This is a genomic window from Helicobacter sp. MIT 11-5569 (genome assembly GCF_000765695.2).
Classification (GTDB): domain Bacteria; phylum Campylobacterota; class Campylobacteria; order Campylobacterales; family Helicobacteraceae; genus Helicobacter_D.
On record NZ_JRPB02000001.1, the window covers coordinates 43,554 to 65,540 of the forward strand.

20 protein-coding genes are annotated in these 21,987 nt (G+C 33.6%); 5 read left to right on the forward strand and 15 right to left on the reverse strand.

Going from position 1 to position 21,987, the window contains the following annotated elements:
- Positions 1 to 3: 3 nt before the first annotated feature.
- From LS70_RS00205 to LS70_RS00220, 4 genes are read left to right on the forward strand one after another with little or no spacing between them, the layout of a single operon-like run.
- Entirely contained in the window at positions 4 to 1,173 is a 1,170-nt protein-coding gene (locus tag LS70_RS00205; RefSeq protein WP_034288421.1) for an FtsW/RodA/SpoVE family cell cycle protein, read from the forward strand.
- Between the two features lie 45 nt (positions 1,174 to 1,218).
- Positions 1,219 to 3,153 carry a penicillin-binding protein 1A gene (locus LS70_RS00210; RefSeq protein ID WP_034288418.1) on the forward strand — a complete coding sequence of 645 codons (1,935 nt, stop codon included), beginning with the start codon at positions 1,219 to 1,221 and terminating at the stop codon, positions 3,151 to 3,153.
- Positions 3,154 to 3,171: 18 nt separating this feature from the next.
- On the forward strand, positions 3,172 to 4,875 hold the full coding sequence (locus LS70_RS00215; protein ID WP_034288415.1) for an ABC transporter ATP-binding protein: 1,704 nt from the start codon (positions 3,172 to 3,174) through the stop codon (positions 4,873 to 4,875).
- A gap of 55 nt (positions 4,876 to 4,930) precedes the next feature.
- A complete protein-coding gene (locus LS70_RS00220; RefSeq protein ID WP_201273945.1) occupies positions 4,931 to 5,893 on the forward strand; it encodes a chemotaxis protein in 963 nt (320 codons plus the stop codon).
- A gap of 4 nt (positions 5,894 to 5,897) precedes the next feature.
- Here LS70_RS00220 and LS70_RS00225 read toward each other — a convergent pair whose 3' ends face one another.
- The 9 genes from LS70_RS00225 to argF form a co-directional block, all read right to left on the reverse strand.
- On the reverse strand, positions 5,898 to 6,434 hold the full coding sequence (locus LS70_RS00225; RefSeq protein ID WP_034288409.1) for a phosphatidylglycerophosphatase A family protein: 537 nt from the start codon (positions 6,432 to 6,434) through the stop codon (positions 5,898 to 5,900).
- A gap of 8 nt (positions 6,435 to 6,442) precedes the next feature.
- Positions 6,443 to 7,678, reverse strand: coding sequence for a sulfate adenylyltransferase (locus tag LS70_RS00230; RefSeq protein WP_034288406.1), 1,236 nt, complete (start codon positions 7,676 to 7,678; stop codon positions 6,443 to 6,445).
- Positions 7,656 to 8,549, reverse strand: coding sequence for a response regulator (locus LS70_RS00235; protein ID WP_034288404.1), 894 nt, complete (start codon positions 8,547 to 8,549; stop codon positions 7,656 to 7,658). Before LS70_RS00235 ends, LS70_RS00230 begins: the two co-directional genes overlap by 23 nt.
- Positions 8,546 to 9,760, reverse strand: a complete 1,215-nt coding sequence (locus LS70_RS00240) for a bifunctional 2-C-methyl-D-erythritol 4-phosphate cytidylyltransferase/2-C-methyl-D-erythritol 2,4-cyclodiphosphate synthase (RefSeq protein WP_081949710.1) — start codon at positions 9,758 to 9,760, stop codon at positions 8,546 to 8,548. The genes LS70_RS00235 and LS70_RS00240 overlap by 4 nt, the downstream gene beginning before the upstream one ends.
- 83 nt (positions 9,761 to 9,843) lie before the next feature.
- Positions 9,844 to 11,487, reverse strand: a complete 1,644-nt coding sequence (locus tag LS70_RS00245; protein ID WP_034288402.1) for a methyl-accepting chemotaxis protein — start codon at positions 11,485 to 11,487, stop codon at positions 9,844 to 9,846.
- Between the two features lie 109 nt (positions 11,488 to 11,596).
- The gene (locus LS70_RS00250) at positions 11,597 to 12,907 is read right to left on the reverse strand and encodes a (Fe-S)-binding protein (RefSeq protein WP_034288399.1); all 1,311 of its coding nucleotides are present in this window, start codon (positions 12,905 to 12,907) and stop codon (positions 11,597 to 11,599) included.
- 9 nt (positions 12,908 to 12,916) lie between these two features.
- Positions 12,917 to 14,278: an oxygen-independent coproporphyrinogen III oxidase gene (hemN, locus tag LS70_RS00255; protein WP_034288396.1), complete on the reverse strand. Its 1,362-nt coding sequence runs from the start codon at positions 14,276 to 14,278 to the stop codon at positions 12,917 to 12,919.
- Positions 14,279 to 14,291: 13 nt separating this feature from the next.
- Positions 14,292 to 14,717, reverse strand: coding sequence for a DUF2603 domain-containing protein (locus LS70_RS00260; RefSeq protein WP_034288395.1), 426 nt, complete (start codon positions 14,715 to 14,717; stop codon positions 14,292 to 14,294).
- On the reverse strand, positions 14,696 to 15,616 hold the full coding sequence (gene argF / locus LS70_RS00265; protein ID WP_034288394.1) for an ornithine carbamoyltransferase: 921 nt from the start codon (positions 15,614 to 15,616) through the stop codon (positions 14,696 to 14,698). Before argF ends, LS70_RS00260 begins: the two co-directional genes overlap by 22 nt.
- A gap of 84 nt (positions 15,617 to 15,700) precedes the next feature.
- On the opposite strand from argF, the gene hypA reads away from it, so the two are divergent.
- Positions 15,701 to 16,045: a hydrogenase/urease nickel incorporation protein HypA gene (gene hypA, locus LS70_RS00270; protein ID WP_034288393.1), complete on the forward strand. Its 345-nt coding sequence runs from the start codon at positions 15,701 to 15,703 to the stop codon at positions 16,043 to 16,045.
- Between the two features lie 48 nt (positions 16,046 to 16,093).
- Here hypA and LS70_RS00275 read toward each other — a convergent pair whose 3' ends face one another.
- From LS70_RS00275 to thiS, 6 genes are read right to left on the reverse strand one after another with little or no spacing between them, the layout of a single operon-like run.
- The gene (locus LS70_RS00275) at positions 16,094 to 16,588 is read right to left on the reverse strand and encodes a chemotaxis protein CheW (RefSeq protein ID WP_034288391.1); all 495 of its coding nucleotides are present in this window, start codon (positions 16,586 to 16,588) and stop codon (positions 16,094 to 16,096) included.
- Entirely contained in the window at positions 16,588 to 18,981 is a 2,394-nt protein-coding gene (locus tag LS70_RS00280) for a hybrid sensor histidine kinase/response regulator (protein WP_138109273.1), read from the reverse strand. Before LS70_RS00280 ends, LS70_RS00275 begins: the two co-directional genes overlap by 1 nt.
- 33 nt (positions 18,982 to 19,014) lie before the next feature.
- The gene (locus LS70_RS00285) at positions 19,015 to 19,968 is read right to left on the reverse strand and encodes a chemotaxis protein (protein ID WP_034288388.1); all 954 of its coding nucleotides are present in this window, start codon (positions 19,966 to 19,968) and stop codon (positions 19,015 to 19,017) included.
- Position 19,969: 1 nt separating this feature from the next.
- Positions 19,970 to 20,722 carry a UDP-2,3-diacylglucosamine diphosphatase gene (locus LS70_RS00290; protein ID WP_034288385.1) on the reverse strand — a complete coding sequence of 251 codons (753 nt, stop codon included), beginning with the start codon at positions 20,720 to 20,722 and terminating at the stop codon, positions 19,970 to 19,972.
- Positions 20,712 to 21,722, reverse strand: coding sequence for an N-acetyl-gamma-glutamyl-phosphate reductase (gene argC, locus LS70_RS00295; protein WP_034288382.1), 1,011 nt, complete (start codon positions 21,720 to 21,722; stop codon positions 20,712 to 20,714). The genes LS70_RS00290 and argC overlap by 11 nt, the downstream gene beginning before the upstream one ends.
- A gap of 53 nt (positions 21,723 to 21,775) precedes the next feature.
- Positions 21,776 to 21,973: a sulfur carrier protein ThiS gene (gene thiS / locus LS70_RS00300; protein WP_034288379.1), complete on the reverse strand. Its 198-nt coding sequence runs from the start codon at positions 21,971 to 21,973 to the stop codon at positions 21,776 to 21,778.
- Positions 21,974 to 21,987 lie beyond the last annotated feature (14 nt).

Here is a 21,987-nt window from a genome sequence, read left to right on the forward strand (position 1 = left end):
GTAATGGTTGATCGTCCATTATTTATTATTAGTGCAAGCCTTATTACAATTGGTGTTTTATTTTCTTATTCTTTATCATCATTTGCAATCTTGTATTATGATTATGGGGAATTTCATTTTATGTTAAGACAAAGTATTGCTGGTATTTTAGGCGTGCTTTTAATGTGGGGAATTTCACGTTGTAATCCTGATAATTTTGTGTTACGTTTTGGTTTTATCTTATTTTTTGGCGGAATCTTTGTAATGTTTATTATGCACTTTTTGCCAGAATCCTTAGCAACAAGTGCAGGGGGGGCTAAACGTTGGATTCGTTTGCCTTTTTTCTCTCTTGCCCCTGTGGAGTTTTTTAAAATTGGATTTGTAACTTTTCTTGCGTGGAGTTTTTCGCGTAAATTTTCTTTATTGGAACAAAAGAGCTTAAAAGAGGAATTTATTACATTTTTGCCTTATGTCGCTGTGTTTTTGCTTGCAGTGTATTTGATAGCTATTTTACAAAATGATTTAGGGCAAATTGTGCTTTTGGGAACAACTTTAGCCGTTATGATGATTTTTGCAGGGTCGTCTTTCAAATTATTTTTGTATCTTTTAAGTGGAGCAGCTACACTTTTTGTGCTTGTCATTATCACAAGTGCGCATAGAATCGCTAGAGTTAAAACTTGGTGGGCTGGGGCGCAGGATTTGATTTTGTCCTTTTTTCCACAATCTATTGCAAATTCTTTGCGTGTTGAAAACTTACCAGAACCCTATCAAATCCAACATTCTTTAAATGCTATTGTAAATGGTGGAATCTTAGGGGAAGGCTTGGGAAATGGATTAATTAAACTTGGCTTTTTAAGTGAAGTGCATACAGATGTGATTTTAGCTGGAATTACTGAAGAGATAGGATTTTTAGGCTTAGCTTGTATTTGTATTTTATTTATCGCACTTATATTTAGGATTTTAAAAATTGCGAATCGTTGTGAAAATATTATGTATTATCTTTTTTGTTCTGGAGTTGCAGTGATTTTGGGATTCTCTTTTTTAATCAATGCTTTTGGAATCTCTGGGTTAATTCCAATTAAAGGAATAGCAGTTCCATTTTTAAGCTATGGAGGAAGTTCAATTTTAGCAACAAGTATAATGATAGGTATCGTGCTATCTATTAGCAAAAAAGTTAAAATGGCAAATATTTAGAAAATCTGTGTTAGAATTTAAAAATTTCGCATTCTAGGGAAGAAATTGAAAAGTTTTTTTAGAATACTTAGTGTTATTGGCATTGTTGCAATAATAGGAATCGTTGCGTTTGTTGTGCAAGTTTATGTAGAGGTTCGTAATGATACAGATAAAATTGTGCATTATAAACCCCAAATTGCTACACAAATTTTTGATAGACAAAATCGTTTAGTTGCAAATTTATTCGAAGAAGAGTTTCGTTTTTATGCAACTTTTGAAGAAATGCCTGCACGTCTGATTGAGGCACTTTTAGCTATTGAAGATACATTATTTTTTGAACATCCCGGGGTTAATGTAGATGCGATTATGCGTGCGATGATAAAAAATATCCAAAATGCGCGTTATGCAGAGGGTGGAAGCACAATCACGCAACAACTCATTAAAAATGTGGCTTTAACACGCGAAAAGACAATTGAGAGAAAAATCAAAGAAGTTTTGCTTGCTATGCGTTTAGAGACAATTTTAAGCAAAGAAGAGATTTTAGAGAGATATTTAAACCATACTTATTTTGGACATGGATTTTACGGAGTAAAAACTGCGACAATGGGATACTTTCGCAAAAACATGAATGCTCTTACTTTAAAAGAAATGGCTATACTTGTTTCATTGCCGCGCGCACCAAGTTTTTATGACCCGACAAAAAACTATGAATTTGCACTAGGTAGAGCAAATAATGTTTTGCAAAGAATGTATGAGTTAGGTTGGATTTCCAAAGAAGAGTTTGATGAGGGAAGTAGTGAAAGACCAAAGGTGTATGATGATACACTGACACAAAATGTTGCCCCTTATGTTGTTGATGAAGTGCAACGCCAACTTGCTGGGTTAGCAGATTTGAAAACAGCTGGTTATAAGATTTATTTAAATATTGATTTGGATTATCAAGAAATTGCACAAGAGGCGTTGTATTTTGGCTATGAGCAGATTTTATCTAGGCACAAAAATGATGAAGACTTAAAAGAAAAGCTAAATGGCGCATTTGTTGTTTTAGAGAATAAAACAGGAAAGATTTTGGCTCTTATTGGTGGAGTGGATTATGCAAAAAGTAATTTTTCTCGTGCAACGCAAAGCAAAAGACAAGTAGGTAGTAGCGTAAAACCCTTTTTGTATTTAAGTGCTATTAATTCTGGATTATCACAAAACTATCAGATTCCAGATATTGCAAGAACTTATGAATACAAAGCAGGCAGTGTGCGTAAAAAATGGCAGCCTAAAAACTATAATAAATCTTTGAGTGGATTTGTTTCTTTAAAAACAGCATTAACAAGATCTATGAATTTAGCAACAATTAATCTTGTAGAGGAAGTAGGATTTGATAGAATTTATAATGAAGTTTTAAGATATGGTTTTAGTAATGTGCCTAAAGATTTAACAATTTCTTTAGGAAGTTTTGGTGCTTCTCCTTTGAATATGGCTAGAAATTTTATGGTGTTTTCAAATTATGGAAAAGTCATTGACCCGATGCTTATTGATCGTATTGTAGATATGAAAGGAGATGTGGCGTATTTTACTCCAAATGAATATGAGTTATCTAAAGATGCGCAAAGTTTTTTGATTGTAGATATTTTACGCAATGTTATAAATGCTGGAACTGGTAGGCGTGCAAGGGTAGAAGGAATTGAGCTTGCAGGAAAAACAGGAACAACAAATGATAATGTAGATTCTTGGTTTTGTGGGTTTTCTCCAAGTATTGAAGCAGTTGTTTGGTTTGGAAAAGATGATAATACGCCTATGGGTTATAGTGAAACGGGTAGTATTGCGCCTGCTTCTTCATTTGGTTACTTTTTTAGTAAGATTTTAGAAATTGATCCGGGATTAGAGCGTAAATTTAAAATTCCACAAGGTGTGCGTAGTCAAAATGTAGATAATGAAAGATTCTATTATACAGATGAGTCGCCAATTAGAAGCGCACCAAAAGCTAATCATGATACGATTATTTTTTAGATTCTATAAGGGGTGAATTTGAAACAGTTTTTTTCGCGCTTATTACCTTATATTAAGAATTATAAGCTTTACTTTTTTTATGCAATTATGGGGACAATTTTAGTTGCTGTTGCAACAAGTGCTAGTGCATACTTGGTTAAACCCGTGCTAGATGATATTTTTTTAGCAAAAGATGTAACAATGCTCCAAATTCTTCCACCTTTGATTGTTTTGGCTTATTTTTCAAAAGGGTTTGGAGCTTATATCCAAGTTTGTTTTATGAATTATATTGGGCAAGATATTGTAAAGCATTTAAAAAATATTTTGTTAGATAAAATGCTAACTTTTGAGATGAATTTTTTTAATCGTTATCGCAATGGAGAGTTGATTTCTCGTATTGTAAATGATATTGCAGCAGTGCAAGGCGCGGTGTCTAATTATTTTATCGAAGGAATTCGAGAGAGCTTGACAATTTTAGGGCTTGTATGTGTTGTGATTTATCAAAGTTCAGAATTAGCATTTTATGGGCTTGTTGTAATGCCAATCGCACTTTATCCTATTGTGATTATTGCGAGAAAAATGCGCAAAACATCTAAAAAACTACAAGAAAAAAATGCTGATTTATCTTCTAAGTTAATTGAGACTTTTAATAATATGGAGCTTATTAAAGCAAGTTCTGGAGAAAAAATAGAGCACCAACAATTTACAGAACATAATCAAGAATTATTTAAGCTTTCAATGAAATCTGTGTGGATTTCGGAATTAACTTCACCTTTGATGGAAACTTTAGGGTCAATAGCCATTGCAGCAGTAATTTTTGTAGGTGGATACAAAGTGATTAATGGAGAATTGACAGCAGGAGAGTTTTTTTCCTTTACGACAGCATTATTTTTGCTTTACACTCCTTTTAAGCGACTTAGTAATCTCTATGCCAAGATTCAAATTGCCTTTGCTGCTGGAGATAGAATCTTTGAAATGTTAGATAGGAATCCTAAAATTCAAGATGGGGAAAGAGAATTAACAGAAACAATTAAAGAAATTAAATTCCATAATGTTGATTTATTTTATGGAGAGAAAAAAGCATTAAGTGCAATTAATTTAAAGATTAACAATGGAGAAAGTGTTGCATTTGTCGGAGGAAGTGGAGGAGGGAAAAGTTCGCTTGTGAATTTATTAATGCGTCTTTATGATGTAAGTGGTGGTGAAATTTTAATAAATGGTGTAAATATTAAACATTTCACGCAAAAAAGTTTGCGCTCCAAAATAGCAGTTGTAACGCAAAGAATTTTTATTTTTAATGATACTATTGCGCGCAATATTGCTTATGGAGGTGAAATTGATGAGGAGCGTGTAAAACTAGCTTTACAACAGGCTAGAATTTTTGATTATGTTCAAACTCTTCCTAATGGAATCCATACAAATCTTGATGAATTTGGAGCAAATTTAAGCGGAGGGCAAAGGCAGAGAATTGCAATTGCGCGCGCACTTTATAAGAATCCTGAAATTTTGATTTTAGATGAAGCAACAAGTGCGTTAGATAATAAAACAGAAGAAGAGTTTAGGGAAGCATTAAGTCTGCTACTAGAAAATAGAATAGTGATTATCATTGCGCATCGTTTTTCAACTGTATCACTTGCTAAAAGGATTTATTTTTTCCAAAATGGAAAGATTTTATCTAGCGGAACACAAGCAGAATTATTTGAAAAATGCGATTCCTTTAGAGAATATTATAAAAGTCTTTAAAAACTTATACTTTTTTATGTTATAATGTAAGCAAATTTCTAAAATTTGAGGTTTCATAATGTCTAATTTATCCAATGTCGATCAAATCACCAATCTCCATAGAAATAATGAATTACAGCTTTTGTGTTTTAGGCTTGAAAAAGATAAAGATTTATATGCGGTAAATGTTTTTAAAATTCGTGAAGTTGTGAAATATCGCGGAGAAATTACTGTTGTTTCTCATGAAAATAGTTCTTTGATTGAGGGATTAATTACAATTAGAGAGCTTACGATTCCTCTTATTGATTTACGTAAATGGTTTTATTATGATTCAAAAGATACAAGCAGAAATTTAGAAAATTATGGTGTAAAGCGTGAGCCGGGCGAAGATGAAGTTATCATGATTTGTGAGTTTTCTAAATGGACAGTTGGTGTTAGAATTTATGAAGCAGATAGAATCTTAAATAAAAAATGGACAGAAATTGAACAAAGCGCAGGGATTGGAAACTCTGGGTTAAATAGTAAGTTAGTGAGTAGAACGCGCTATTTTGATGGACGTTTAGTGCAGGTTGTGGATATTGAGAAAATGCTTGTTGATGTGTTCCCTTGGATTGAGGAAGAGAAAAATACAGAAATGAATAAAATCAAGCAAATCGTTACAAATCGCGAAGTGTTACTAGCTGACGACTCACCAAGTGTTATTAAAACAATGCAAAATATTTTGAGCAAAATGGGCTTAAGTTATAAAAGTTTTGTTAATGGGCAAAAGTTACTAGATTATGTGTTTGCTGAAGGCACAGATGTATCAAAAATTGGAATTATCATTACAGATTTAGAAATGCCAGAAGCAAGTGGATTTGAAGTGATTAAGCAAATTAAGGCAGCTCCATTAACCTCTAAGATTCCAGTTGTGGTGAATTCTTCTATGAGTGGAAGTAGCAATGAGGATATGGCACGTTCATTAAATGCTGATGAATTTATTTCAAAATCAAATCCTGTGGAAGTTGAAGAGGCATTGAGAAGATTTATGATTAAATAAGAGTTTAAAAGCTAAATTCTAAAATAGGTGCTAAGGATTCTATCTTTTGCATTATCCCAATGGTTATAAGTCCTAATAATCCAGCAAAAAATCCAGCAAGTAAATCATCTCCCATTACTCCTAAGCCTCCTTTGGCTTCTCTGTCAATTTTCCCAATAATTGAGGGCTTCCAAATATCAAAAATTCTAAATAAAATAAAAGATAAAAATAATCCAAAAATACTATGTCCTATCATTGCAATACTAACCCAAACCCCAGCTAATTCATCAATAACAATTTCACTGCGGTCATGGTCTAATCCTTGTTTTTCATAATTATCAATAATTTTAACTCCAATAGCAGAGAATAAAAGCGCACTTAATAAAAGTGTGCTAGGTGCAATATAATAGCTAATCAAAAACCCAAAGGGTAGAGCAACGAGCGTTCCGATAGTGCCGGGTGCTACTCGGGATAGTCCGCTAAAAAATAGAGTTAAAAACATTTTTTGTAAAAAATCCTTTGTTCCATCAAAGGTTTTGAAAAAATTGCTATTTTGCTGCATTTTGATTCCTATTTTAGGGAGTGTGTTTGGTATAAATCAATAAGTTTTAGATAAAAATCTTCATCATCTTGTTCTTCAATCATTCCATTGTTGGCAAACATTGTTCCAAATTGTTTGAGTAATGGGCTAAAACGTTTAGGATAAAGATAGCTTAAAATCTTAGCAGAAACTTCTTTGCGCATAAGAATCGTAGGGGGAATTAATCCAGCTTGCAAGATTCCTTGTAAGAATCCTGAATGATAGTGGATATGATGGTGGTTTCCATGTGGGCAAGTTTTAAGGCTTACAATAGTATTGCATTGACTGCAATAGACAAATTCATTAACAAGCTTGACATTAATCTTAATATCTTTAATCGTATCAAAGATAGAATAGATTTTTTGGTTATCATAGTAAATGGTTAAATTTGGGTAGTTTTCCCCAATAACGATTCTATCGCAACCTAGATTTTGCGTTAAGATTGCGTCTAAGATTATGCCGTGCGTTCCTGCAAAAAGATAAATATCATCTAGGGGAAAAATTAAAATACGATTTGTTGGTAAATAGTTTTCAATAATAAATTGCAAACAGGTTTTACGAATATGAAAATCAAGTAACCCTTCGTTTTGATGCCGCAACAATAATAGAACTAATAAATCACTCTCATCTAATGCAAAGCGGAAAATGCGCTCATGGATACGTGTTGCAGGAGACGCATCAAGCACCATTGCAGTTACGTTGTTTGCTTGAATATTCTTTTTTGTTTGCAAAATAGCTTGCTTGCTCACATGGTGCATAAAGGTGAATTGTTCATTGTTTAAAAATAAACTATATTTTCCGCAAACTGCATAGTTTCCCAAACGCTTATAAATATCTTGAGCTTTTTGCGAATAAATATCTCCGCTCATAATTTTAAAAAGGCGTTGCTGTTTATCAATTGTAAAGACAGAATCTACAATTAGTTCCCCACATATATTACCTTCGCAAACTAGAGTAATAACGCTTCCTTCTTGAGCATTTTGGAGAACAATAGCATTGCGCTTTCCAGATGGCGCTAATACAAAAGAAAAAGGGAAGCTTTGTCCTCTATAAAGCCCGGTAGCATCTACTTCTTGCATTTCTTCTTCATTCATCAAATGCGATACAGGTGCTAGCAAACCCTCTTGGCACAAAAGTAGCGCAAAAACAGCCTCTTTGTCTATAAATAGAGCATTTTGAAAGGTTTTTATCTCTCCTTGCGCATTATTTCTTTTTTGTGATTCCATATTTTTTTCTCTTTTCCCATAAACTTTTACGCGACATTCCTAAGCGTTTGCTAAGCTCAGTATCTGGATAGCGATCTTCAAATTTCAAAATCATTGTTTTGATATATTCATCTACACTTAAGACATCATCTTGAAATCCATGTGAGATTTCTTTGATATTAATTTCAAAAACATTTTTAAAATCACTTACATCACTATTAAGACAAGAAAGAATCACAGGGATATTTTTTAATGCTTTAATACATTCTTCTTTTTCTTCTTTTGGTAGAATCTCAAATCCCAAGACATAAGTTAATTGTGTTTTTAGAACGTTTTGTAAAATTTTTTTATAGTTAGCAGAGTCTTTATAAAGAGAAATGAAGTTGATTGTAATTTTTTTTTGAATTGCGTAATTAACAACACACATATCAATAGCTTTTTGTGAAATACTTTTAATAATAAGAGGAAAAGAAACTTTTGTGTTGATTGTATAGGTTGGAATCAAAAGAGAGTTACAAAAATAATCACGATAAAAAATAATTTCTTTTTGGAGTTGGTGAAACTCAATATAATGGTCAATTTTTCTAATAAGCTCATCAATCATAAAAGGTTTAACAATATAATCGCTAGCACCAGCTTTTAATGGATTTGTTACAGTATCATCATTAACATAAGGAATCATCATAATGATAATAGAAGATTTAAATTTTTCAATCACAGGATAAAAATTTTGACCCGGAATATTTGCAGAGAGCAAAATAATATCTGCACTTTCAAATTTTAGCGCATCGTCAATACTTGAAATTGTTTCACAAATAAAGCCAAATTGACTAAGTTTAACTGTTATGCTTTGTGCTAAATAAATTTCATTTTCAATGATTAAAATTTTCATAAAATCCCTTTATTTAATAAGTTTTTCCAATTAAAATATCCAAGAGAGACACTTGCTTGCACAAAGATTCCTTCTTCTCTGCCTATAAAACCTAATTTTTCCGTAGTTGTCGCTTTGACATTGGCTTTAAAATTTGGAATCTCAAGAATCTTTGTAATTTGCGATTCCATTGCAGTTTTATATGAGGATATTTTTGGCTTTTGTGCAAATATTGTAACATCAACCTGCAAGATTGTATAGCCCACATTATGGGCAAAATTTACAATTTTTCTAAGCAATTCTTTGGAATCTGCTCCTTTGTAGTTGGCATCGTTATCCGGAAACCACTCTCCAATATCTCCTGCACCAATTGCCCCTAAAATCGCATCACAAAGGGCATGCAAACATACATCGCCATCACTATGTGCGATAAGCTTGTAATTACAAGCAATAGGAATCCCTCCTAAAATGATTCCATCTCCAGCCGTTAATGCGTGAATATCACTGCCTGTGCCAATCAAAGTTTGAGTGCTAGGGGAAGGAAGATTAAAATCAATTAAATCTTGAAATACGGTGAGTTTTCTAGCAGATTGCTCACCTTTTACAAAACCTATGCTGCCCCCAGTTTTGCATATTCCACTACTTTCATCAGTGAAATCTCCTTGTAAAAAAGCTTTCTTTAGGGCGGAGAGTTTGCTAAGTTGTGGGGTTTGAATGATTTTTAGTTGTTCTCTTTTTAGATATTCTAATGTGGGGTTTTCATAAGCGACTGTATCGTGTAGGTTTAAAAAAGGCACAACGCAATCATATTTGCCAACTTCTTTTAGGATTCTTTGACAAAGCTCTTGTGAAATATTACAACGTGCAATATCGCTAACAAAGACAAATTCTACATTTTCTTCTAGGGAATTCACAGCATTTTTTAGGGATTCTTGTCGTGTTTCTCCACCGCGAATTAGTTTAAAATTTAATCCAAATGTATCTAAATATTTTTGCATATAAGGGATTTCGCACTCTTTTGCACTTAGAATATAATCACAAAAAGGATACACTGCATGCAAATCTCTTGCTACTTTTAGCCAAAGTGGAATCTCATCAAGGCGAATCCACTGTTTTTTGGGCAATTTTGTAACAGAATTTTGCAATGAAAAATTATCCATTAAATCCTTTTTGGAATCCTTGAAGCGGCTACTTTCGCCTGCGCCTAATAAGATTAGAGCAATTTTATACAAAAATCATCCTTGATAAAAATTGCGGAATTATACATTTTTAAAGTTTAGAATCCCTTTTATTTGCTAAGGGATTCTAAAAAATATTAGATTTTGAAGAAGTTAATGTGTTGTTTTAAAATATTAGAGAGTTCTTTTAAAGATTGGGCAGCTGTTGTGTTAGTTGTCATTGATTCTGCAGTTACCCTAGAGCCTTTAGTAACTTCATCAAATTCTATTGCTAGATTTTCCATATTTTTAACTTGGTCATCAGCAGCTTGCGTAACTTCTTTTGCTTTATTTAGAGAATCTGTTGCTTGCGTATTGATTTGGTCTAAGATTTCACTTGCTTCATTGGCAAGCTCCATACCTTTTTCTGCTTGAGGAACAGCATTTTGAATCGCTTCAACAGCTGTTTGTGTTTCAGATTGGATAACTTCAATCATTTTTGAAATTTCAGAAGTAGCAACACCTGTGCGTTCTGCAAGTTTTCTAATTTCATCAGAAACAACAGCAAATCCACGCCCAGCTTCTCCAGCTCTTGCTGCTTCAATCGCTGCATTGAGTGCCAAAAGGTTTGTTTGGTCGGTAATTTCTTTGATAAGTTCCGCACTTCCGCTAATATCTTGAGAGTGTTTTTCTAGCATGCGGATATGTTCAGAAGATGAAGTAACGGTTTGTGTGATTTTTTCGATTTCTGCAATAGTGATTTGCATAGCTTCTTTTCCCTTAACAGAGAGTTCTGTGGTGTAGCCAGAATTTTCTTCAGTTTGTTTAGCAATATTTGAAACATTATTAACAGCTTCAACAATTTTTTTAATATGTTCAACAGATTTTTCGGAGTTTTCTGCTTGATGATAAGAAGTAACTCTAGATTCTTCAGAAATTGTAGTAACTTCATTTGAGCGCGTATTTAGTTCTTCAGAAGATTTCATAACTTCCATTACAATGGAGCGCAATTTTTCTTGCATTTGAGCAACAGAGGCTAACATGCTTTCTTGAAATTTTGTTTTAATAGGAGTATTTAAGTTTCCTTTAGCAATGCTTAAAACTGCTTTAATGGCTTCTTTTGGTTCTCCACCAAGTGAAGAAATAATAAGGTTTGTAATGTAAAGAGAAACAACGACAGCGGCAATAATAGCAATAAGTGATAGCCAAATTGTGATATTTAAATATGACTCAATCTCTGCTCTTGCAACATCTGTCAAATCTTTATTTTTTGCTTCTTGATAGTCAATAAACACATTGATAATATTTAGCCATTCCACAAAAGCATTGCGTGCCTGACTGATGAGGAGTGTATTTGCTCTTTCTAAATCTCCTTGCGCTTTTTTATTTAGAATTTCTACGATTAGGGGCATTGTTTTGGCTTCTACTTCTTTGATACGCGCTAAAACTTCTTTGTCTTTTTCATCAACCATTGTTGGATTTTTGAAAATCTCATCCATTTTAATTGCGGAATCTTTATAGAATTCTTCCAAATTTTGGATAATTCTCAATGTTTTTTCGATTTCTTGAACATCATTTAGGATAACAACATCACGCACAGCAATCGCTCTATCATGCACGCTACCTCTAAAGTTGATTGCGTAGCGTTGTTTTACTGCATTAATATCACTAATTACAGATATAGTTTTCTCTACAAAACTGATTTTATTGTATCCAACAATAGCAACAATAATAATAAATGCCAAAATAACTCCAAACCCTGAGAAAAGTTGTGTTTTTAGCGACAAATTTTTTCCTAACACAATGTCTCCTTGTTTAATTAAAGATTAATTAATATTTTTTCAAAAGAGAAAAACTATCAAATTTTATCGTAAATAATAAAATAAAGAAGCAAAAAAACTTCTTAAAAGGTTAATACTCATAATGACGTATAGCCTTTGCAATAAGCTCTAAAGGATGAGAAAATGGAATCGCAACTTTCTCTTGATGTAAAGCATTGCTTAGCTGCATACGGCAAGCACTACATTCTGCGGCAACAAAATTTGCATTTGTATCTGCAATCATTTTTGCTTTTTTGCTACCAACTTTCTGTGCAAGTTCAAAACGTTCTGTTTGTATAGTAACACCACCAAACCCACAACATGCATTAGGATTTTCCATTTCTATGAGTTGATAGTTTTGTGCTAAAAGTTTGCGTGGTTCTTTATAGATTCCAAGCACTTTTCTAGCATGGCATGGGTCATGATAAGTAACATTTTCTGTTTTTGGAGAATCTCCTTGAAGTTTTGCTAAATATTCTACTAGGTTTGTTTGTGATTCTAAATATTGTGTTGCCATATAAATTTTTGGGAGAAGCTTTTTGATTCTTTCTTGCATTGTGGAATCTTTTTGCATAAAACGTTCCCAATCTTCTAAAACCATTGCGCCACAAGTTGCTTCTGGGATTAAAATGGCATCAACTTCATCAATAAAGCTTTCAAAATATTCTACATTATGGCGTATTAGCGCATCAACGCTTTCAAAATCTCCTGTAAAATATGCAGGTGCGCCGCAACATTTCTGCCCTTTTGCGAGCTTTGCGTTAATTCCAAGTTTTTCTAAAATCAATAATAAAGATTCTCCAATGCCTTTATAGTTGTAATTTCCCAAACAACCGATAAAAATAGCAACTTTTTTAGGCGTGGTGGAATCTTTAGAAGTGTTAAAATGCAATTCTTCATCATAGCTATTTAAGAAACTCTTGAGTGCCATTGCTCCAAAGATTCTATTGCCAACAAATGGGAGCTTGAAGCGTGGTTGTAAAGCACTATTATCTTTTGTTTTTTTGAAAAGTAGGGGGGCAAAAATTGCTCCTAATTTAAAGCCCAAGTCCATTGTTTTTCTATGTTTTAAAAGATAAAAAAACATTCTTTTAAACCAAGTAATTCCATATTTTTGTGCAATTTCATAGCGAATGTTTTCGATTAAAGTATCCGTAGGTAGCGCATTTGGGCAGACACTTACGCAAGTGGTGCATAAAAAGCATGTTTCAAAAATATTTTTAGCATTTTTATCAAGTGGAATCTCATTGCGTTGATATGCTCCTAGCAAGTCAATAAAACCTCTAGGAGAAGTCGCTTCATCGCCATTAATACCAAAAATTGTGCAATCAGGAAGGCACTTGCCACATTTTACACACGCATCACTTGTTTTTAGATAGCTGTAATTTTCAAAATGCGCCATTTTTATCCTTTAGATGGTTTTGCTAAAAACTTTTTGATTAGTGTTAATGTGTTTTAAATAAGCATCAAAAGGCATCGCAATATTGCGGATTAATAAAGCTCCTGTTTGGCTAACCGCGATTCCATCGTTATTAATTGTGATTAATCCTACATCTTCTAAAGGTTGCAATTCATAAAGTGCTTCGGCAAAATAAGTTTTAAAATCAAGATTAAAGCGTGATTCTATTGCTTTAAAATCAAGCTTGAAATTACTCATTAACTGCATAATTACGGTTTTTCTAATAATATCATCAGTGTTTAACTTGATACCTTTGTGGAAGGGTAGAGTGTTGTTATCAAGGGCATTTTGATAATCTTTGATTGTTTTAAAATTTTGTGCATAATAATCACTTCCTTCACCAATGGAAGTAAGCCCAATTCCAATAGTTTGTGTGCCTCCTTTTGTGCTATAACCTTGAAAATTTCTACGTAATTGCCCTTTTTGAATGGATTTAAAAAGTTCATCATCGGGTTTTGCAAAATGGTCCATTCCAATCATTTTGTAGCCATTATTTTGCAAAAATTGAATGCTCCATTCTAAAATTTTAAGTTTTTCTTCTGGTGTTGGCAATGTGGTTTCATCAATTTTGCGCATTGTTTTTTTAATCCAAGGCACATGAGCATAGTTAAAAATAGCAAAGCGGTCTGGATTGAGCTCTAAGGCGAGTTCTAAAGTTTGTTTAAAGGTTTCAAGGCTTTGAAAAGGAAGCCCATAAATTAAATCAAAATTAATAGAAGCGATTCCAAAGTCGCGTGCTATGGTAATAGAATCTTGCACAAGAGAAAAAGGTTGTATTCTGTGGATTGCAGTTTGGACAGCGTTGTCAAAGTCTTGGATTCCAAAGCTTAAGCGATTAAAACCTCCATTTTTTAAGGCTTGCATTTGTTCAGCATTAAAAAAACGCGGGTCAATCTCACAAGCAATTTCTGCATCTTCTGCGAAATTTGAAAAAGTTTCTTTAAGCAAAGTAATAAGAATTTCAAGCTCTTTAGCATTAAAAAAAGTTGGAGTTCCACCGCCAAAGTGGAGTTGATATATAGGCTTTTGTGTATCCATTGCTTCTTTAAGTAGTGCGAGTTCTTTTTTTAAATATTCTAAATAGAGTGTTTTGTTTTCTTCTTTGCTTGTGTAAATAACATTACAACCACAAAAGTAACATGCACTGCGACAAAAGGGTAAATGCACATACAAAGAAAGTGGGCTAGAATCTTCTTTTAAGTCTTTTAAATAGGATTCCAATGTGTAGTTTTCACTAAATTCTATTGCAGTTGGGTAGCTTGTATAACGTGGTCCGGGTTTTGAATAAGTGGAAAATTTTTTAAAATCAATCATTGTAATAGAAATCCTAGAATTTATTTGATGAATCAAATTGATTTAAAAAATCAACAAATAGATAAGGGTAACGCTTTTTGAGGTTTTTTACTACAATTTTTGGTTCTTTTTTGTAATTTTTAATTTCTTTTAGAGCAATGCACCACACATCATCAAAATCTAAAGGCATATTTTTGTAGATTTCTTTTTCTAGCCTAAAGAGATATTTATCATTTTCAAGGTTTTTTATCTCAATCATAAGATCTTGCATTGTTTTTTTGGAGATGAGATAAAATTCTTGCGCATTATTATCAAGTAGAGTATAAATCGCATTATTCTCAAGTGTGGAATCATAAGTTAAAGATTCCGTATTTTTGTGTCTTAACACTTCTTTTATAGTTTCGTAATGATTGTGTTGCTTAATGGAAGCTTGCTTTTCTAGCGGTTTTGGTGTAGCCAAACCATTACTCCTTTCTGTGCGTGTAAGCGATTTTCTGCTTCCTGCCAAATTTTGCTCTGATGAGATTCTAAGACTTCTTCGCTGACTTCTTGTCCGCGATAGGCAGGCAGACAATGCAAGAAGATTGCATCTTCTTTTGCAAGACGCATTAATGCGCTATCAACACAATAATTTTCAAAAGCTTTTTTCCTTGTTTCTTTTTCTGCTTCTTGCCCCATAGACGCCCAAGTATCTGTGGTTACAACATCAGCATTTATTACAGCTTCTTTTGGATTATCACTTAGTGTGATTTTTGCTCCAGAAATTTTAGCAAATTCTTGCGCACTTTGGAAAATCTTTTGAGAAACCGCATAATCTTTTGGCGAAGCAACACGTAGTTCAAAGCCTAGTTTTGAAGCGAGCATTAGCCAAGAGTGTGCCATATTATTACCATCACCAATGTAAGCAACAATAGGATTTTTATCTTTACCGCATTCTTGCATGGTTAGATAATCAGCGAGCAATTGCATCGGGTGAAAATCATCGCTTAATCCATTAATTACAGGAACTTTGGAATATTTAGCAAATTCTTCTAGGCGTTCATGACCATGTGTGCGCATCATAATTAAATCTACCATAGAAGAAAGCACTCTTGCGGTATCTTTGATAGGTTCGCCTCGCCCAAGTTGTGTGTCATTGCTAGATAAAAAAATTCCTTGTCCGCCTAGTTGATAGATTCCAGTTTCGAAGCTTACGCGTGTTCTTGTAGAGTTTTTCTCAAAAATCATTCCAAGCGTTTGATTTGCAAGAACATTACTATATTTTTTAGATTTAACCGCATCTTTGAGTGTCCTAGCAATGTTTAGAATCTCTAAAATTTCTTCCTTGCTAAAATCTGCTAAAGTTAAAAAATGTCGCATTTTTATACCTTGTGCTATTGGATTAAAAAATCTTCAAAATAAAAAAGGTGTATAATACAATATTTTTTAAAAAAAAGGGTTAAAATGCATGAATTTTCTATTGTTTCCTCTCTTTTGGAATCTTGTGAAAGCATTGCTAGGAACAATGAGGCAACAAAAATTCTTATTGTGTATGTAGAAATAGGGGAGCGTAGTGGAGTAAATCCTAATTTATTACAAAGTGCGTTTTCTGAATTTAAACTAGGAAGCAAGTGTGAGCAAGCAGAGTTGAATATTAGCTTTGCAAAGGTGGAATTAACTTGTAGAGATTGTGGAGAAGTTAGTAGAAAAGATGAAATAAATTATACAGAATGCCCAAAATGCAAAAGTGATAATGTTTTTATTTCTAAGGGAGATGAAATGTTATTGTTAAGATTAGAAATGGAATAAGAGAGTTTAAGTAGCACAAAGCAAATAAAGTGCTACTTAACAAAAATATTAAAATGTGCGCTTCAATAATTCTTCTGGACGCAAGATTGTAATGAGCCTATCATCTCTTTTGCCCACTCCATAGATGAGATTTTCATCTTGGTGTGTAATTGTTTCTGGTGTTGGGTCAATATCTGATTCTTTAATTCTAACAGCTTCTGTTAAGCGGTCAATAATAAATCCTGCACGTTCTTCTTGGTTTCTAATAACTATATAGCGTGTATCTTCTGTTGGTTTTTCATAAGGCAAACCAAATTTTAAACGTAAGTTAATAAGTGGAACAACCCATCCCCTCATATTGAATACTCCCAATACATAATCAGGAACACCCGGAACTCTTGTGTATTCTAAGGGTTTGATAATCTCTTGAATACTAAGGATTGGCACAGCAAATTCTTCTGTTCCGACAACAAAGGCAACAAGCTGAATAATATTCTCAGTCTCTACAACGGGTTTTTTTTGTTCTTGTTGTTTTTGTAAAACATCTTTTAGTTGATTACTCATTATTCTGTTACCTCCATAGTTAGGTTAATATTGCGTTTAACAACATTCATTAAATATTCTGGAGAATATGGCTTTGTGATATATTCTGTCATTCCAGATTCTACACCGCGCATTCTATCTGTTTTGCTCGTTCTGCTGGTTACTGCAATGAGTGGCAAGTTTTTAAATTTTGCATATTTTCTAATTTCACCAGCAAGTGTGTAGCCGTCCATTTTTGGCATTTCAATATCAATAAGGATTGCATCAAAATTACTATCACTATTTTTTACAATATCAAGTGCCTCTACACCATTTGTAGCTTCAGTAATTGATATACCAAGAGGTTTTAGGCATTTTTTCATAATACTACGGTCTGTCATAGAATCATCAACAATTAAAACCTTATAATCGCTTGGAGAATTTTTCTCGTGTCTTGTCTCACTTTCTTGTTTGAGTTTTGAAATGCTTACCTTTACATTTTTAGCCATTTGCATCATTGCAGCAATATCTACAATTAATGTTACTCTACCATCTCCTCGGATTGTTGCTCCAGCGATTCCTTCTGTTCCTTTGAGATAAGAACCAAGCGATTTAATAACAACTTCTTCTTGTCCAATTAAGAAATCTACAATGACACCAATTTTATTTTCAGCTAATCCAATAACAACAACATAAGCTTGTTCAGAATTATCAAAGACAGCATTTACTCCAAAAATATCCGCTAGACGAACAAGTGGTAATACCTCATTTCTTAAGCGTAAAACACTTTTATTTTCCACAGTATAAATTTCATCTTGTGAAATTCTAACTGTTTCAATAACTGAAGCAAGTGGAATCGCATAAAACTCTTCTTGCACACCAACAAGTAGAGATTGAATAATTGCTAATGTGAGTGGAATCTTGAGTTTTAGCGTAGTCCCCTCACCATGAGTGCTATCTACATCAATAATACCATTGAGTTTTTCAATGTTTGTTTTAACAACATCCATTCCTACGCCACGCCCGCTAACATTGGTAACAACCTTTGCAGTTGAAAATCCTGCTTTGAAGATTAACCCATATGCTTCTTTGTCAGTCATAGAATCCGCTTCACGTTCGCTAATGATACCCTTTTCAACCGCTTTAGAGCGCAATACATCAGGATCCATTCCTTTACCATCATCTTTGATTTCCACAACAATGTGGTTTCCTTCATTGTAGGCTTTAAGTTCAACGGTTCCTTGTTCTGGCTTGCCGGCTGCCGCTCTATCTTCTTTGGATTCTACACCATGATCGCATGCATTTCTAATTAAATGCACTAATGGGTCACCAATCTCCTCTACAATAGATTTATCAAGCTCTGTTTCCTCACCACTAATAACCAAATCAATATTTTTGCCAAGTTCTCTTGAAAGGTCACGCACCATTCTTGGGAATTTATTAAATACTCTTCCAATAGGCAACATTCTTGTTTTCATAACTGCTAGTTGAATATCTGTTGTTACCATAGAAACAGAAGCTACTACTTGATTAAGTTCTTCTAAGAATTTCTCACCTTCATAGCGTTCTTCAACATCGTTATAGATTTTAATTAGGCGGTTTTTACCTAAAACTAACTCACCAATAAGATTCATTAAGCTATCAAGTCTTTTAACATCCACGCGGATTGTTTGCTCAACCGCGGTTGCAGGAGCTTTATTATCATCTCCTCCAGAACGTGGAGCAGCTTTTGGAGCAGGCTTTGGCGCAGCTTTTGGTGCAGCAGGTGCCGCAGGAGCAGCTTTTGGTGCAGGTGTATTAGCCTCTGCATTGATTTCTCCCGGAGCTTGAATATCACCAAGCTCGCCTTTTGCACGCTTTTCTTCGCGTTTTTGTTTGTCTTCTTCTTGGCGTTTATTTAATAAACGTTCAATTTCTTTTTCAACTTCTTCTGGAGACATATTGGCATAATCTGGTTCTGGTTCTTCTGTTTCCTGCGCTGCAGCTTCTGGAGTAGTATTTTCAGTTTGTTCAGTCTGTGCTGTTTCACTTGGTGTTTCACCTTTTGAAATCGCATCAAGTCTTTCTACAACATTTGCAATATCTCCATCTAAGCCTGTATTGGCGTCTGTCCCTGTATCACGAATTGCATTAAGTAGCTTTTTCATAAAGTCAATGGATTCCAAAACGACATCCATAATATCTGGAGTAATCGCTAATTCGCCGTGTCTTGCTTTATTTAATACATCTTCCATATGATGTGTCAAATGTGTTAGCACTGAGAAATTCAAAAACGAACCAGAACCCTTGACGGTATGAGCTACTCTAAAGATTCTATTTAACAAGTCTAAATCATCAGGGTTATTTTCCAATTCTACCAAATCTTGGTCAAGTTGCTCAACCATTTCAAAAGCTTCAATTAGAAAATCCTCTAGTATTTCTTGCATTTCGTCCATAATTATACCTTTCCTTACAAAATAAAATTTACGCTAATTATTGCTGTATTTATTAATGATTCTTGAAACTTCGTCATGGAATTTATTTCCATCAAATTTCACAAGATAAGATTCTGCTCCAGCTTCACGCCCCCGATCCTCACTGAATTTATCGCTAATTGACGAGCTGAAAATAATTGGAATCTTTGAAAATCTCGGATCCTCCTTTGCTTTTGCTGCAAAGTGGAATCCGTCCATTTGTGGCATTTCAATGTCCGAAATAATGATTTTTAGATTTTTTGTTAGATTGTCTCCATAGGCTTCATACATTTTTTCGAGCTTTTGCAACCCGCTTTCTCCATTGCTTGCTTCTACAACATCAAAGCCCATTTTTTCTAAAAATTCTTTTATGATTTTTCTAGCAATAGAGCTATCATCTAATACAAGTGCAAGTCCGCTAAATTTGTTATAGGTGCGTTCGGAGCTAATTTCTGGTTGATAAAACCCTAATTCTTGCACAATACTTTCTAAATCTAGAATCAATAAAACTTGATCACCCTCAATTCTAGTAACACCAGTGATTCTATTTTTATCCATTGTAGCATCTGCTGAAGAGCTAAAATGTGCTGGCTCAATATCTTTCCAGCTAATGCGACGGATACGCTTTGCTTCATGGACAATAAAGCCTATCATAACATTATTAAACTCGGCAATAATTACGCGTGGTTTAATTTTTTTATTTTTTGGAATCTCAACATGCATCCATTTTGCAAGGTTGATAACAGGAATAACGATTCCACGTAAATCAAAGATTCCTTCTATATAGTCTGGAACACCGGGCAATTCTGTGAGTTCAGGTAGGCGAATAATCTCATTGACTTTAGCGACATTAATTCCATAAATCCCTTCATATTGCTTACCTTTTTCGAGCTTGTGAATTCTAAAATCTACAAGCTCCATCTCATTTGTTCCCACTTTTAGGGTATCGTCTTTTTCAAAGCTTGACACTTTAAGGCTCCTTTAGGATTAAACAATCGTTTGCGCATTTTACAATAAAATATTTTTTTTTACAAGCAAAAAAAGGCAATCCAATATAATTAATTTCTCGACTTCGTGTTGTGATTCCTAAATGAAAATGTCCTTCTATAATGTAAGAATCTCTCAAAATAGGGAGTCTGCTGAGATATTTTATAATACGCTCTTGTGAAAATTTTTCGAAGTTTTGGGCAAAATGTTGATTGATGTTTTTTTTCTTGATGCTTCTATTTTGCAGAAAATGCGTAATTTTAGGATATAAGATCTTTGAAAAAAGGTTGAGAAAGGTAATCAAAAATTTATTTCTAATGATTTTTGAAAAGACTTTGTAATTCCAACCTAAAAATACATCACCATGTGCAAGATAGCTTATTTTACCATTAAAACTACACAAAATAGGTTGTTTGCTTAATGGAAAATAGTGAATTTTTTTAAAATATGGAATCGTATCAAGTAAAAAATCGTGATTTCCTTCCAAATAATAGATTTCGTGTTTTAAAGAGAGTTTTTCTAATAACTCTAAAGTATGTTGATTATCTTTTATAGATTGCGTTACTGGACCAACTAAAAAATCAAAAATATCGCCCATTAAAAAAATTTGACATTTTTTAGATTCCAAAAGTTCTATAAAAATGGAATCTAAAGTATTTTGATAAAGGTTATTATGGTGAGAATCTGCAATAAATATTGCATTTTCTTTAATAATAATGGGTGGATTATGGAGCATATGCAATCTGTGGTAATCCCAAGCTTTCTTGCAAACCAAACATTAAATTCGCATTTGCGAGTGCTTGAGAGCTTGCGCCGCGTAGAAGATTATCAATACTGGAGCTTACAAAGAGGTCTTCTCCATCAACTTTTGCGTAAATATCGCAAAAATGTGTTCCTGAAACATTTTTTATCTGCACACAATTTTCACGGATTCTAATAAATGGCTCATTTTTATAATGTGAGCGTAAAATTTCTAATGGGTCAATAGAAGTTTTTAAGCGTGCATAAATAGAGACTAACATTCCGCGTGTTAATGGAATTAAATGTGGAACAAAGAGAGTTTTTAGTTGCACTTTTCCAATTTTCTTGATTTGTTCATTGATTTCAGGAGAATGGCGATGACTAACAGGAGAATAAGCAAAAAGATTCTCATTAATGGTTACAAAATGCGAAGTCTGCACAAGCTTTTTTCCTGCGCCACTCACGCCACTTTTTGCATCAATATACACGCTATGTGTATTATCAATGTATTCAACAAAAGGCAAAATTGCAAGTAAAGTTGCCGTAGGATAGCAACCCGGATTTGCAACTAAATTTGTTTTGGAGATTTGCTCACGATTATATTCGGGCAATCCATAAACAGCATTTTGAAGGTTCTCTTTATCACTATGTGGGCAGTAATATTGCTCGTATTTTTCTAAGCTTAAGCGATAGTCAGCGGAGAGGTCTATCACTTTTAGATTTTTGCTAAGAAGTGCTTTTGTGTATTCCATTGCTTTTTGGTGGGGTAATGCAAGGAATACAAGCTCACTTTCTTGTGCGATTTTTTCTATATTTGCTTCTTTCACAGGGAGTTTGATGACTTCCTTTAGGCTAGGGTGCAATGCAGCAATATCTTGATAATTTTCGCTAGCATATACGCTTTGTAGCTCAAAAGTATTGTGTGTAAAAAGCAATTTAACTAACTCTAAGCCTGTGTAGCCGCCAACACCAATAATTGAAGTTTTTATGCTCATAATCTTTCCTTAAAATAATAATTACACATTTACGTTAAATATTTGAGCATATTTTACCCACCGCCCATAAATGTAAGGCATTCTATCACATCATTTTCTTTTAAGAGATGAGAATCCCACTTATCTTGTTTGATGATTTCAAGATTAATTGCCACAGCAACACTTTTGGTTTCTATTTTGTATTCTTGTAATAATTCTAAAACATTTTTAGATTCTGTATTGATTATATCACCATTGAGCTTGATTTGCATTATTTCCCTCCAAT